The sequence below is a fragment of the Helicobacter hepaticus ATCC 51449 genome (genome assembly GCF_000007905.1).
Lineage (GTDB): Bacteria > Campylobacterota > Campylobacteria > Campylobacterales > Helicobacteraceae > Helicobacter_C > Helicobacter_C hepaticus.
On the sequence record NC_004917.1, the window covers coordinates 1,785,149 to 1,799,146 of the forward strand.

The 13,998-nt window shown below is 35.5% G+C and carries 12 protein-coding genes; 6 read left to right on the forward strand and 6 right to left on the reverse strand.

What is annotated here, in order from left to right; translation table 11 throughout:
- Positions 1-17: 17 nt before the first annotated feature.
- Positions 18-932 carry an LPP20 family lipoprotein gene (locus HH_RS09000; RefSeq protein WP_011116703.1) on the forward strand — a complete coding sequence of 305 codons (915 nt, stop codon included), beginning with the start codon at positions 18-20 and terminating at the stop codon, positions 930-932.
- A gap of 2 nt (positions 933-934) precedes the next feature.
- On the opposite strand, the gene HH_RS09005 is transcribed toward HH_RS09000, so the two are convergent.
- Genes HH_RS09005 through HH_RS09015 form a run of 3 tightly spaced genes read right to left on the reverse strand, consistent with a single transcriptional unit; the run spans position 935 to position 3,220 of the window.
- Positions 935-2,326, reverse strand: coding sequence for a UDP-N-acetylmuramoyl-L-alanyl-D-glutamate--2,6-diaminopimelate ligase (locus HH_RS09005; protein ID WP_011116704.1), 1,392 nt, complete (start codon positions 2,324-2,326; stop codon positions 935-937).
- Positions 2,298-2,939 (reverse strand): hypothetical protein, encoded by a 642-nt coding sequence (locus HH_RS09010; protein ID WP_011116705.1) that lies wholly within the window; start codon positions 2,937-2,939, stop codon positions 2,298-2,300. Before HH_RS09010 ends, HH_RS09005 begins: the two co-directional genes overlap by 29 nt.
- 5 nt (positions 2,940-2,944) lie before the next feature.
- A complete protein-coding gene (locus HH_RS09015) occupies positions 2,945-3,220 on the reverse strand; it encodes a NifU family protein (RefSeq protein ID WP_011116706.1) in 276 nt (91 codons plus the stop codon).
- Positions 3,221-3,417: 197 nt separating this feature from the next.
- Between HH_RS09015 and HH_RS09020 the strand changes: the two genes are divergently transcribed.
- Genes HH_RS09020 through HH_RS09040 form a run of 5 tightly spaced genes read left to right on the forward strand, consistent with a single transcriptional unit; the run spans position 3,418 to position 9,321 of the window.
- On the forward strand, positions 3,418-4,419 hold the full coding sequence (locus HH_RS09020) for a DctP family TRAP transporter solute-binding subunit (protein ID WP_011116707.1): 1,002 nt from the start codon (positions 3,418-3,420) through the stop codon (positions 4,417-4,419).
- A gap of 17 nt (positions 4,420-4,436) precedes the next feature.
- Positions 4,437-5,054 carry a TRAP transporter small permease gene (locus HH_RS09025; protein WP_011116708.1) on the forward strand — a complete coding sequence of 206 codons (618 nt, stop codon included), beginning with the start codon at positions 4,437-4,439 and terminating at the stop codon, positions 5,052-5,054.
- Positions 5,055-5,064: 10 nt separating this feature from the next.
- Positions 5,065-6,339, forward strand: coding sequence for a TRAP transporter large permease (locus tag HH_RS09030; protein ID WP_011116709.1), 1,275 nt, complete (start codon positions 5,065-5,067; stop codon positions 6,337-6,339).
- An 11-nt stretch (positions 6,340-6,350) separates the two neighbouring features.
- Positions 6,351-7,940 (forward strand): inorganic phosphate transporter, encoded by a 1,590-nt coding sequence (locus tag HH_RS09035; protein WP_011116710.1) that lies wholly within the window; start codon positions 6,351-6,353, stop codon positions 7,938-7,940.
- A gap of 58 nt (positions 7,941-7,998) precedes the next feature.
- Complete coding sequence (locus tag HH_RS09040) at positions 7,999-9,321, forward strand: hemolysin family protein (protein WP_011116711.1); 1,323 nt, start codon at positions 7,999-8,001, stop codon at positions 9,319-9,321.
- On the opposite strand, the gene hemE is transcribed toward HH_RS09040, so the two are convergent.
- The 3 genes from hemE to HH_RS09055 all read right to left on the reverse strand — a co-directional run bounded on the left by hemE (position 9,310) and on the right by HH_RS09055 (position 13,889).
- Positions 9,310-10,332, reverse strand: coding sequence for a uroporphyrinogen decarboxylase (gene hemE, locus HH_RS09045; protein ID WP_011116712.1), 1,023 nt, complete (start codon positions 10,330-10,332; stop codon positions 9,310-9,312). The two genes, HH_RS09040 and hemE, sit on opposite strands and share 12 nt — an antisense overlap.
- Positions 10,333-10,346: 14 nt before the next feature.
- Positions 10,347-11,372: an aspartate-semialdehyde dehydrogenase gene (locus tag HH_RS09050; RefSeq protein ID WP_011116713.1), complete on the reverse strand. Its 1,026-nt coding sequence runs from the start codon at positions 11,370-11,372 to the stop codon at positions 10,347-10,349.
- 345 nt (positions 11,373-11,717) lie between these two features.
- Positions 11,718-13,889 carry a carbon starvation CstA family protein gene (locus tag HH_RS09055; protein WP_011116714.1) on the reverse strand — a complete coding sequence of 724 codons (2,172 nt, stop codon included), beginning with the start codon at positions 13,887-13,889 and terminating at the stop codon, positions 11,718-11,720.
- Positions 13,890-13,998: the final 109 nt, after the last annotated feature.

A 13,998-nucleotide genomic window follows, 5' to 3' on the forward strand; every position in this document is an offset into this window, starting at 1 on the left:
ACTAAAATAAATTAAATATGATGTCATTGCTAAGAATCATACTTCCCATATATATTATCATTATATATGGAGGTTGCTTTGGTAGTTCGCCTAAACCTCCTTCTTGGTATGGTAAATCCTCAACAAATGAAACCCAACTCATTGGTTTTGGAAGTGCAAATAGTCTCAATACTGCTCAAGCTAATGCTTTGAGTGATATTATTACCCAAATCAATGTCCAAGTAAGCACACAATTTAGCTCCAATATAAAAAGACAAAATAATCTTATCACTCATAATTCAAGCAATGAGGTATATCTTGATAGTGCAGGAATTGAATTAAATGATGTGCAATATTCACGTAGTGCATTTGAAAATGGTATATTTTATGTAGAAGCAAAAGTTCATAAAGCTACTCTTATTAAGCAGTTCCAAAAAAAGTTCAATACCGTATATAACTCCCTTAATCTTTCTCGTATTACTCAATGCAACACAATTTCTATTAAAGATAAAATACAGATTGAGAAAAATTTAGAAATTTTACACCTGTATGCTACACTACTCCAAACATTAGGAACTACAAGCAAACCACTTAATAATTTTGAAAATATCCTTGCCGCAAATACACCACAACCTAATGCGAAGCTTGTTATTGAAAGTAATTTGACTAATGAAATAATTTATAATAATTTGGCAAAGGAATTGGGACATTTTTACAGCTTTGATTCTCAAGCAAACCAAATTCTAAAAGCTAAAGTGCAAGTAAGCAACAGCAACGAAGGTGTAAAAATTAATATAATTTTTACCATATTTGATTGTCGCAATAATCCCATATTTAATACAAATGTAAGCTATACTCATAATGCTACCAATGTGCAAGAGGCATTACGTTTTGCTTCACAGCGCGTAAGTGTTCAGTTATATAAAAAAATACAAGAATGGATTGAACAATAAAACTATGTGCGGCTTGCAAAATAGTTGCGCACTACTTCCCTATCATCAAAATATATTTTTTCATTACCTATAATTTGATAATCTTCATCGCCTTTGCCTAAAATCAAAAGCACTTCATCAGATTCTAAGGATTCTAGCGCCATATAAATTGCTTTTTTGCGATCTGCTTCAACAAATACATATTCTCCATCTTGCATACCACTCAAAATATCCTCAATAATGCTTTTTGGGGATTCTGTGCGTGGATTGTCGCTTGTGATATAAATTTTATGTGCAAATTGTTGCGCACAAGCTCCCATTTTAGGGCGTTTAGATTTATCTCTATCACCACCTGCCCCAAAAACAACAGCTATTTTACAATGCCTAAAACTCTCAAAGATTTGATACATACCATCGTATGTGTGAGCAAAATCCACAATAACAAGAGGCATATTATGCACTACCTCCATACGTCCACTCACACCACCAAAATGTTCTAATGCCTCCGCTATTCGCTCTAGTGGTTCTTGAGTGAGAATCTTTACTGCTCCAATAGCAGCAAGGGTATTATACAGGTTATGCTTTCCATACAAATGCGCTTGTATTGCACTTTGTTCATTTGTCTTATAATCTCGTTCTCTCCACGAAATATACCCATCAATACCATTTTCAAGTGCATATACATCAACGCTTAAATTTCCTTTTTTTTCTATGCCATAGAAATATGCTGCTTTATCAGTGCAATATATATAGGGCTCATCAGCATTGAGGAGTTTTCTACCTTCACCTTCAAAAAAGCTATTTTTAATGCGCCGATATTCTTCTACACTCTTATGATAATCCAAATGATCACTTGTAATATTTGTGAGAATCTTAAGTGCAAAATCAAGTCCGGCTATGCGTTCTTGTTCAATAGCGTGGGAGCTTACTTCCATAATAAAAAAATTACACTTTTGCTCCATTGCTATACAAAGATTTTCATATAGCTCAAGCATACTTGGAGTTGTCAAGCCTTTAGGTTTAATCCTATGCTCATTAATAAAAAAACCTCTTGTGCCAAGCAAGGCAACATTAAATCCCAAATCAAGCAAAATAGAGTAAATAATAGCTGCGGTGGTTGTTTTTCCATTTGTGCCAGTGATACCTACAATATTTGGTGAATTATGAGAAAAATTTGCCATAAGAATATCGTTAAGTTCATAAGATTCTACCATAGAGCAAGATTGTGCTATTTGAGGCGTAATAAAGTTTTTATTTTGTTTATTCTTTACGAATAAAACCTTGTCTGTATCTGCATCTTTTTGCAAGCCAAATTTATCACCCTCACCTTTTAAGAGGGATTCTATCACTCGTGTATCATCTGTCAGAGCTATAAAGCTTCTATCCTTATAACTTACGTTTTTTTTGATTATCATCAGCTACCTTTTGGAGAATCTTCTCAATCTCTTTATCGTAAATAACACTTTTTTTTAAAGATTCCATATATTCAATATATTCCATTGACATATCTTGATAATTATTTTCTACAAGTTGATTAAGAAATTCATAAAACTCATTCTTGTTTGTAAAAATAATTTTAGTGCTAAAGATTAAGTCTTCAAAAGCTTCTTTAAAGCTCTGCTTGTCTTGGACAATTTGTTTGAAATCCTGATATAAGATGCCATTAATCGCATCAGCACGTAAATTTTCAATATGCTTTATCATATTAAAAATTTTATTAGTGCTTTTATCAAAACTGCGAATGGTTTTAAGCATTTGTTCTCTCGCCTTACTCTTGCTTATTTCTTGTGAAAGCAAAATTTGATAATACTCATATAAACCAAGAGCTTGTTCTTCAAAATCTTGAGCCATATCCGAAAGAAGCACACCAATAGTAGATTCTGTATTATTAGGTTCAAGACTTAAATTATGTGCAAAAAATCCAAAAGCTTTTTTATACTGCTTAGCGGCAAAAAAATCAAAAGCTTTTTTATTGTTTTTATTGATAACTTGACGTGTGCGCGTATCAGTTAGCTTGATTGATTCCATAAATTCTATCCTATTTGAAAATCTGCTTCTTTTCCGTGTTGAACATTAACAATAGCTATATCAGGGTGAATTTCCTCTTTAAGACGATTCTCAATGGCATATTTAAGCGTATTTGCTGAACTCGGACACCCTTTGCACGCACCTTCAAGGCGCACATATACTTTTGCATCTTTAATACCAAGTAAAGTAATATCACCGCCATCAAGCGTAAGTGTAGGACGCACTTTTTGGATAACTATTTCAACAGGCATTTTAAGCTCTTCATCACTAAAAGGAAACACTCAAACTCCTTATGATTCTATAATTTAATATACAATTTTAACGTATTTTTTCAAATACTAGAAAATCAAAGAATTGTTTATAAATGATACAAAATGATAATTTTAAAGTAAAAAACCTCAAAACCCTCTTTATTATTTATAATAAATCCTTATAGAATAAAAGCTAGAAAACTAAGATAATATTAAGGAGTAAAATTATGAACAAAATGTTGGCATTAATCTTAGGTTGCATCATAGGTTTTGGTTTTTTGGGCTGTAGTGAAGATAAAACACAAGAAAGCTATAAAGTGAAATTTGCTCACGTTGTAAGTAGTAATACTCCTAAGGGTAAAGCTGCTGATTTTTTTGCCAAACGCGTAAATGAACTTAGTGGCGCTAAAATCAAAGTAGAAGTATTTCCAAGTGCACAACTTGTAGATGATGATAAAGTATTCCAAGAACTTACACGCAATAATATTCAAATGGCAGCACCAAGTTTTTCAAAATTTACACCTATTGCCAAAGAATTTAATATATGGGATATTCCATTTTTATTCCGTGATACAAACCATTTGCATAAAGTTATGGATGGAGAAGTTGGTCAGATTCTAAAAGATGTTATTTCACAACGTGGTATTATTGCTCTTGATTATTGGGACGCTGGTTTTAAACAATTTAGCACCAATAAAAAGCCTATTATTGTGCCTGAAGATGCTAAGGGACAAAAAATGAGAATTATGAGCTCTAAAGTGCTAGAGGAGCAAACAAAAGCCATTGGTGCTATTCCTCAAGTATTACCATTTGGTGAAGTATATTCTGCACTTTCTACAGGCGTAGTTGATGCAGCCGAAAATCCTCTCTCTAACTTCTATAATTCTAAATTTTATGAAGTGCAAAGCTCTGTTACACTTTCAAATCACGGCTATTTAGGTTATCTAGTTGTGGTGAGTGATAAATTTTGGAAGGAGCTTCCTGATGATTTAAAAGAAATTTTTAAGCAAGCTCTCCACGAAGCTACAGAGTTTGAACGAGAAGAAAGTGCAAAAGAAGAAAAACTATTTCTTAAAAAACTTGAAAAGGATGACGCAACAAAAACACAAATTATCACACTTAATGATGAGCAAAAAGCTCTATGGAAAGAAACTATGCAGACTATTTATCCCAAGTTTTATAATATAGTTGGGCAAGATTTGATTGAAAAAATTATACAAGTGCAATAATTTGCGGAGGAAACTTGATGTTTTCTTGGATTACTAAACCATTTGTATGGGCACATCATAACCCACGCATTCTTAAAATTTTTGCCATTTTAGATAAAATTATTGCCTCTATAAATAAAAACATTGCCGTAATTGGCTTAGTTGTAGGGGTGCTTATTACTGCTTTAAATGTATTTTGCCGTTATCTCACTGGATTATTTCCAGATTTTATCCACCTCTCACTGACTTGGGCAGAAGAAATTGCACGATATTGTTTTTTGTGGTCAGCTCTTTTTGGTGCAGCATATGGATTTAGAAAAGGCGTACATATCAGTGTTACTATGCTTCTTGAGCGTTTTCCTCCTCAATATGCTAAAGCTTGTGTGCTTGGTATACATACGCTTAATGCAATCTTTCTTGCTTTTATGACATATGCCGGAGCTATGGTATGTTACGATAATTATATTCTTGGTTATATGAGCGAAGCTCTGCATAATGTCCCTTTATGGATTTTTTTGCTTTGTCTGCCTTTTGCTTTTTTTGGTGCAACTTACCGTTGTATTGAAAAAATCTATGAAGTCTCTTGGATGGAAGCAGACAAAGTAATTAAAAATGCCGAAAATGAAATGATACACGATTCTGTGATTAAAGATTAATGGAGTATTAATGAGTGTTGCATATCTAATGGTTGCTTTATTTGGTTTATTGCTTTTAGGTGTTCCTGTTTCGGTTGCTTTAGGCATAAGCGCAATTAGTGCACTGTATTTTTTTACTTCATACAATATTATTGGTTCAGCTGAAATTATGTTTAATGGCTTAAAACCTGCTCTTATGGCAATTCCTATGTTTATTCTTGCAGGTTCTCTTATGAGTAAAGGAAGTTCAGCTCAACGTATTATCAATTTTGCAACCTCTCTTGTAGGGCATTTACCGGGTGGATTACCTATAAGTGCAATTTTAGCTTGTATAATTTTTGCTGCCGTAAGCGGTAGCTCCCCTGCTACGGTTGTAGCTGTAGGTTCAGTAATGTTTTTAGCCATTGCTAATGCAAAATATCCAAAAAGTTATGCCATAGGTGCTATTACATCAGCTGGAAGTCTAGGGATTCTTATTCCTCCTTCAGTTGTAATGATTGTCTATGGTGTAACAGCAGAAGTTTCCATTGAAAAACTTTTTATGGCAGGAGTGATTCCGGGGTTAATGATTGGCACTATGATGATGCTTTATGCGTATGTAGGTGCAAAACGACTAGGTTTCAAAGCGACAAAACCTGAAAGTTTCAAAGTGCGTTTTCAAAAATTCAGAGAAGCATTTTGGGCATTGCTTATTGTCTTTGTTATCATTGGAGGTATTTATGGGGGTATATTTACTGCTACAGAAGCAGCAGGCATTAGTGCAGTATATGCGTTTATTATTTCTGTTTTTGTATATAAAGATATTAAACTCAAGAATCTTCATTCGGTATTTTTAGATGCAGCTATTACCACAGCTATGATATTTTTTATCATAGGTTTTGCAGTCGTATTTGCACATTTTTTAACCAATGAGAGAATCCCTCATCTTATAGCTGAATTTCTTATTGCGCAGCAAATGAGTTGGTGGGTATTTCTTATCCTTGTAAATATTATGCTCTTTGTTATGGGGCAGTTTATGGAACCTAGCTCTGTGATTATGATAATGACACCTCTCCTTTTGCCCATTGCCTTAGCTCTTGGTATAGACCCCATACATTTTGGTGTTGTAATGGTTGTAAATATGGAACTAGGTATGCTTACACCACCTGTAGGTTTAAATCTTTTTGTGGCAAGTTCACTTACTGGGCTTAGCCTTAAAGATGTAACAACTTCGGTGCTTCCTTGGCTTGGAATAATGTTGGTGGGTTTATTGCTTATAACTTATATTCCAGATATTTCGCTTTGGTTACCTAATAAACTCAATTAAAAGGAGGATTTATGGAGTTTAAAAATGTCAAGCAAATTGAAAAGGCTCAGAACTTTAACCAAAAAGATGGTATAAAGCTTTTTATTGTACTCATCTTTTTTCTAGTTATTTCTCTGATAGCAATTTTTGTTCATACAGGATATAACACACTTTTACTTGTTTTTGCAACTATCATCGGTGGCTATATGGCGATGAGCATTGGAGCAAATGATGTGGCAAACAATGTTGGACCAGCAGTTGGCTCCCACGCAATTACACTTGTAGGGGCGATTATAATTGCTGCAATTTGTGAAGCTATGGGAGCAGTTATCGCTGGTGGGGAAGTCGTAGAGACGATTAAATCAGGTATTATAGATTCTCAAAATATCACTGACCCAAGTGTGTTTGTGGCTCTTATGCTAGCAGCGCTTGCTTCAGGTGCAGTATGGTTACACCTTGCTACTGCTATCGGAGCTCCTGTTTCAACTACACATTCTCTTGTAGGCGGAATCTTAGGTGCTGGAGTTGTTGCAGTAGGCTTTGAAATTGTAAATTGGGGAGAGTGCTTACGCATTGTATCAAGTTGGGTTATCTCACCTGTGCTTGGTGGTTTGATTGCAGTAATTTTTCTTATCATCATTAAAAAAAGCATTACCTATAAAGAAGATAAACGTGAGGCAGCCAAAAAAGTAGTGCCTATTCTCGTTTTTGTAATGACTTGGGCTTTTAGTCTTTACCTTATACTCAAAGGTTTAAAAAAGATATTACCATCGCTTGATTTGGTTTTATCTGTAGGCATTAGCTTTATTATAGCGATTGGGGTTTATTTTATCGTGCGCCCTATCATAGCCAAGAAAGCAGATTCTCTCCTAAACACCAAAGAAGACATTAATTCACTCTTTACTATTCCTCTTGTTTTTTCAGCAGCACTTTTAAGCTTCGCTCACGGAGCAAATGATGTTGCAAACGCTATTGGACCACTCGCAGCAATTAATGAAACGTTAAAAAATCTTAGTGAATCTCTCCCTACAAGTAAAGCAGGTGTGCCATTATGGATTATGCTGGTAGGTGGGCTTGGTATTTCTCTAGGACTTGCACTCTATGGACCAAGACTTATCCGCACGGTGGGAAGCGAAATTACTGAATTAGATAAAATAAGAGCATTTTGTATCGCTATGAGCGCAGCCTTAACTGTTCTCTTGGCTTCCCAACTTGGATTACCTGTAAGCTCAACACATATTGCCATTGGAGCAATATTTGGTGTGGGATTCTTACGTGAATATCTTAAAAAACGCTATTATGAAATGCAGCAAATCATCATAAAAGCTCATAAGGGGAAAGATGCTCAAGAAGTAGAGGCATTTTTAGAGCGTTTTAATAAAGCAAGCATTAAGAAAAAAGGTTTGATGTTAGAATCTATTAAGAATAATAGACAACTCAAAGATATACCATATTTTGATAGAAAAGAGCGAAAATCACTTAAGAAAGCTTATAAACAAGAGTTAGTAAAACGTAATGCGATTAATAAAATAATTGCTTCTTGGCTTATCACCGTGCCTGTATCTGCTGTTCTTGGCGGAGTTACTTATTATGTGATTACTAGTCTTGGCTTTAGTATTTAGTTTTTTAAAAGATTTGATTGATTACAATTAAATCTTTACTTTTAGACAAGGAGATTTTTTGGACCCGTATTCGTCCATTTTAATGCTTATTTTGGCATTATTTTTAGTATTTCTTAATGCCTTTTTTGTGCTTTCAGAGTTTGCTATTGTTAAAATACGAAAATCAAAGCTAGAGGAACTTGCGAAAAATGAAGTTAAAAATGCTTCTCTTGCTTTAAAAATTACTCATTCGCTTGATACATATTTGAGTGCAACACAACTTGGCATCACTCTTGCTTCTCTCGCACTAGGTTGGATTAGTGAAAATGCTTTTGTTAAGCTTATAAGTATTCCATTTGGTTATCTTTTGGAATCTTCTCCTCTTTTAGTGCATTCTATTGCATCAATGATTGCTTTTGTTTTCGTAACGCTTCTTCACGTTGTGCTTGGAGAGCTTGTGCCAAAGTCAGTTGCCATTGCCAAAACAGAATCGGTCGTGCTTCTCGTTGCCAAACCACTTTATACATTTCGGATTATCTTTTCTCCATTGATTAAGCTTTTTGATTTGCTTGCAGCATTTTTTCTTAAGTTCATTAACATCTCGCCTGCACGTGAAAATGAAGCTGTCCATTCCGATGAGGAACTTAAAATTATTATAGGTGAAAGTCTTAAAGAAGGCTATATAGATTCTATAGAGGGTGAGATTATTAAAAACGCTGTTGATTTCTCTGATACCCTTGCTAGAGAAATTATGACGCCCAGAAAAGATATGATATGTTTAAATGCACAAGATGGATATGAAAAAAATATTGATATTATTTTGCAAACGAATCACACGCGCTATCCTTACTATCAAGATTCCAAAGATAATATTCTAGGTATGATACATATCCGCGATTTATTTGAAAACGCAATAAAAGGCAAAGAGCATAATCTCTCTAAACTTGTCCGCAATATGATTATTGTGCCAGAGAGCGCACATATCTCTGAAATTTTAAATACAATGAATCGTCAACAAGTCCATACTGCACTTGTTGTTGATGAATACGGTGGCACTTCTGGGCTTTTGACAATGGAAGATATTATTGAGGAAATTATGGGGGATATTTCTGATGAACACGACCTCAAAATTGAAGATATGAGGCAAATTGATGCGCAAACTTATGAATTTGATGGAAAACTTGAAATAAGTGATATTGAAGAAATGCTTGACATTACTTTTAAAAATACAAATGACCATATCACTATTGGAGGCTATGTATTTGGATTATTTGGGCGATTACCTATGATGAAAGATAAAATTACTGATGAACATTGCATTTTTGAAGTGCTTGAAATGGAAGGTGCAAGAATTAAAAAATTAAAAGTTACTTATACACCAAAAATAACATCAACGCTTTGATTTTTCTCTTACCATTTGCACAAGGGCAATAGCATTCTCGCGTGGTAAGTCTGGAAGCATTCCGTGTCCTAAATTAAAGATATGTCCCTTTTCTTTTCCCATAATTTTTAGAATCTCATCAATTCCACGCTCCATAGATTCTTTATCATAAAGCCTCGAAGGTTCAAGATTACCTTGTAAAACATATTTTGTGCCAAGATATGATTTTGCTAATGCCATAGGTGTGCCCCAATCCACGCCAAAGACATCAAAACATCCATCGATTTTATCTAAATATCCAGCAATCCCTTTAGGAAAAAGCATAACAGGAATATGTGGATATTTACCCTTGATGTATTGAGCGATATCTTTCATATATTTCCAACTAAATTCAAAATATACCTCACATTCAAGTGCACTTGCCCAGCTATCAAAAATCTGCACTGCATTTGCCCCTGCGCGGATTTGCCCCTCCAGATAAAGTTTGAGCTCCTCACTCAAAGTTTCAAGCAAAGTTTTCAAAATATAAGGCTCTTTATAAAGCATTGCTTTACTTTTAGCGTAAGTTTTACTCCCCTGCCCCTCAATCATATAGGTTGCTAAAGTCCAAGGAGAACCACAAAATCCTATAAGTGCTTTCTCTTTTGGTAACTTAGAGCGGATAGAGCTTAGGGTGTCATAAACATAAGTAAGGCGTTTATGCGCACCCTCTTGTAAATTCACAACATCACTCACATTGCTGATTGTGCGATTAAATTTAGGACCCTCGCCTGCGAGAAACTCAAGGGGTAACCCCATTTCTAAAGGCACAACCAAAATATCGCTAAATAAAATAGCTGCATCAACATCAAGAATCTCCACAGGCTGCAATGTTACTTCCGTAGCAAGTTCTACATTTTTGCATAAGCTTAAAAAACTTCCAGCCTTTGTTCTTGTTTGTTTGTATTCACTCAAATATCGACCTGCTTGGCGCATAAGCCATATAGGCGTATAAGGCGTGGGTTTTCTAAAACACGCATCAATAAAAATCATTTATCACTCCTACTTTAGTTTTGCATTTCAATCCACTTTTGAGCGATTCTCACAGCATTTGTTGCTGCACCCACACGAATTTGGTCAGCTACACACCACAAATGCACAATATGTTTATCAAAATTATCCTCACGCACACGTCCCACATAAGTTTGATCTGTTTCAGTCGCTAATATTGGCATAGGATAAAGCTTTTCTTGAGGATTATCACAGAGCACAATATAAGGAGATTCTAAAAGAATCTCACGCACTTGTTTTGCGCTCACTTCGGATTCAAAAGTAATGCTTATAGATTCACTATGACTTCGCAACACAGGCACTCGCACACAAGTCGCACTCAAAGGAAAATCTGCGTGCATAATCTTATGTGTCTCATTAATCATTTTCATTTCTTCTTTTGTATAATCATTGGACATAAATACATCAATATGCGGAATTACATTCAAAGCAAGGCGATGAGGGAATATTTGCGGTTGTGCCTCATCAAGCTTGAAAGCAAAAAATGCTTGCATTTGCAACACAAGCTCTTCCATACCGCGCTTTCCTGCACCACTCGCAGCTTGATAAGTGCTTACATCTACACGTTTAATCTTAAATGCCTTATGCAAAGGAGCGAGTACCTGCACCATTTGGATTGTAGAGCAATTGGGATTAGCGATAATACCCTTTTTGTCCCAAAATGCTATATCTTGTGGATTCACATCAGGCACGACTAATGGGACATCTTTATCCATACGAAAATAGCTTGTATTATCAATCACTACTGCTCCAGCTTTGGCAGCGCTTGGCGCAAACCGCTCACTCACTGCTCCACCAGCAGAAAAAAAAGCGATATGTATGCCCTCTTTTGCAAATACTTCATCTGTGGTTTCTAAAATCTTGTAAGTTTGGGCATTAAATTCTATTTCTTTGCCTACACTCCGCTCACTGGCTAATGGCACAATCCTTGATACAGGAAATTTATGTTCTTCTAATACATTAAAAATCTCTTCACCTACAGCACCACTTGCTCCAACTACACCGACAACATATTCTTTCACATTTAATCCTTTAACCCCATATTAAATCCTTAAAGTAAACGATAAATTTCTAGTATAACAAGATTTTCTCAATTAATGATTAATTATGCACCTTATGTGAAAGCTCCTTATAAGCAGCGCGTAAATAATAAAAATCCTCTTTCGTAATTTTGATGTATTAGCTTTGGGCGATAAATCGTGGATTCTCTATTGTCAGCTTTAATTATTAATTTAAATAAACTTAAATGATGAAATCAGAAAAAATAAAAAGAAAAAAAGGACAAAAATAGAGCTAAATCAAGATTAAGAATCTCACAAAAGTAACGAGATTCTTAAAATTAAAATATACCCCTAAAAGAGGTATATCTAGTGTATACTTGCCATACTCCTTTCAAATTCACTTGCTTTACGATAAGGAGTTTCAGCAAGTGGAATATCATTTGTGCCTTTAGAACAGCGCAAACAAATCCTCACACATTGAATAAGAACAAGACAAGTAATAAACATAAACAATCCGCAAAGGAAAGCATTGATTAAGTTATTATTGGCAATTGTAGCAAATTTTGTTGCTTCAGCACTTAAATTTGCAATCATATCAACATCAAGCCCTGAAGCCTTTGCTTCTGCAATTTCTTGCATTTTTGCTGCAGCCTTTTGACCATTGATTTGCCACAATGCAATATGAGAAACTGCATCATGGACTTTTTCGCCATTTGCAGGAAGAAGTTTACATACACCAGCATACATTGTGCTAAAAAGCACCCACGCTGCAGGAAGTATAGCAACCCACGCTTGTTTTGCTTTACCCATTTTGAAAAGCACCACAATAACCGTGAGTAATGCCATACCTGCAAGCATTTGATTCGATACGCCAAAGAGTGTCCAAAGCGATTTTACTCCACCTTGTGGGTCTGTGATACCTTGATAAAGGATATATCCCCAACCAACTACACAAATGAGTGTTGCCACAACACCCCAAAACATTGAGTGAATGTTTCCAATAGGTTTATATACATTTCCTAATACATCTTGCACCATAAAGCGTCCTGCTCTTGTGCCTGCATCAACAGCAGTTAAAATAAAGAGTGCTTCAAACAAAATCGCAAAGTGATACCAAAATGCCATAGAACCTTGATTAAAAAGTGGCACTTGAGAAATAATAGTGGCTAAACCAATCGCAAATGTAGGCGCACCACCTGTTTTACTTAAAATACTATTTTCGCCAATCTCTTGTGCTGTGTGCAAAATTTGTTCAGGAGTAATCACAAATCCCCATTGGCTAATTGTCTGTGCAGCTATTGCTGCAGCTTCTGCGACATCTTTTACGCCTGCTGTTCCAAGCGCTGCAGGAGCAACATTGATAGAAAAATACAAGCCCGGAGTAAGAATCACAGCAGCTACAAGTGCCATAACTGCAACTGCAGATTCCATAACCATAGAACCATAGCCTACCATTCTCGCGTGAGATTCTTTTTCTAGCATTTTTGGTGTTGTCCCACTTGAAATAAGTGCGTGAAATCCGCTAATCGCTCCACACGCAATTGTTATAAAAAGAAATGGGAAAAGCTCCCCGCTAAATACTGGTCCCGTGCCATCAACAAACTTAGTTGTACTTGGGAATTGCACATCAGGAGCAACTACTAAGATACCCCCTGCCATTAATACAATCACACCGATTTTCAAAAATGTGCTTAAATAATCACGAGGTGCAAGCAAAAACCAAACAGGCAGGATTGCCGCAACAAATCCATATACAATCATTACATAGGTAAGCTGAATGGGTGTGAGTGTAAAAAATTCAGCAAGTTCAGGGTGAGCCGCAACATCGCGTCCATAAAACAACGCAAGAAGCAAAAGAACAAATCCAATAATACTTGCTTCGCCAATTTTACCCGGACGTAAGAATCTCATATGAATTCCCATATAAATAGCAATAGGAATCGTCATCGCAATCGTAAATAATCCCCAAGGAGATTCTGCAAGTGCATTTACTACGACAAGTGCCAAAATTGCAATAATAAGCATCATAATACCTAGAATCCCTATCATTGCAATAGAGCCTACAGGCTTACCAAGCTCTAATTTAATAATTTCACCTAGAGATTTACCATTGCGGCGCATAGAGATAAAAAGCACTGTGAAATCGTGAACTGCACCAGCAAGCACCACACCTACCACAATCCAAATCATACTTGGCAAATATCCCATTTGCGCTGCCAAAATTGGACCCACAAGTGGACCAGCTCCAGCAATTGCAGCAAAATGATGTCCAAAAAGCACTATTTTATTTGTCGGGCAAAAATCACGTCCATCATTATTGACAACGGCAGGAGTTGCACGATTATCATCAAGCTCAAGCACCTTATGAGCAATATACTTTGAATAGTAACGATATGCTATTGCATAAATACATACTGCTGCTACGACAATCCATACAGCTGAAATACTTTCTCCTGTATGCAATGCTAAAACACCAAAGCACCAAGCGCCTAAAAGTGAGATAAGTCCCCAAATTCCTATACTTACAATTTTGTTCATAACTCTCCTTTATTTTTTAGATAATTTTAAGTTTAAATACTTCAAACTTAAAACCTATCTAATATTTAAATGAGAATTTAACTTTTTATCTTTTAGAGTAGATTAGTAA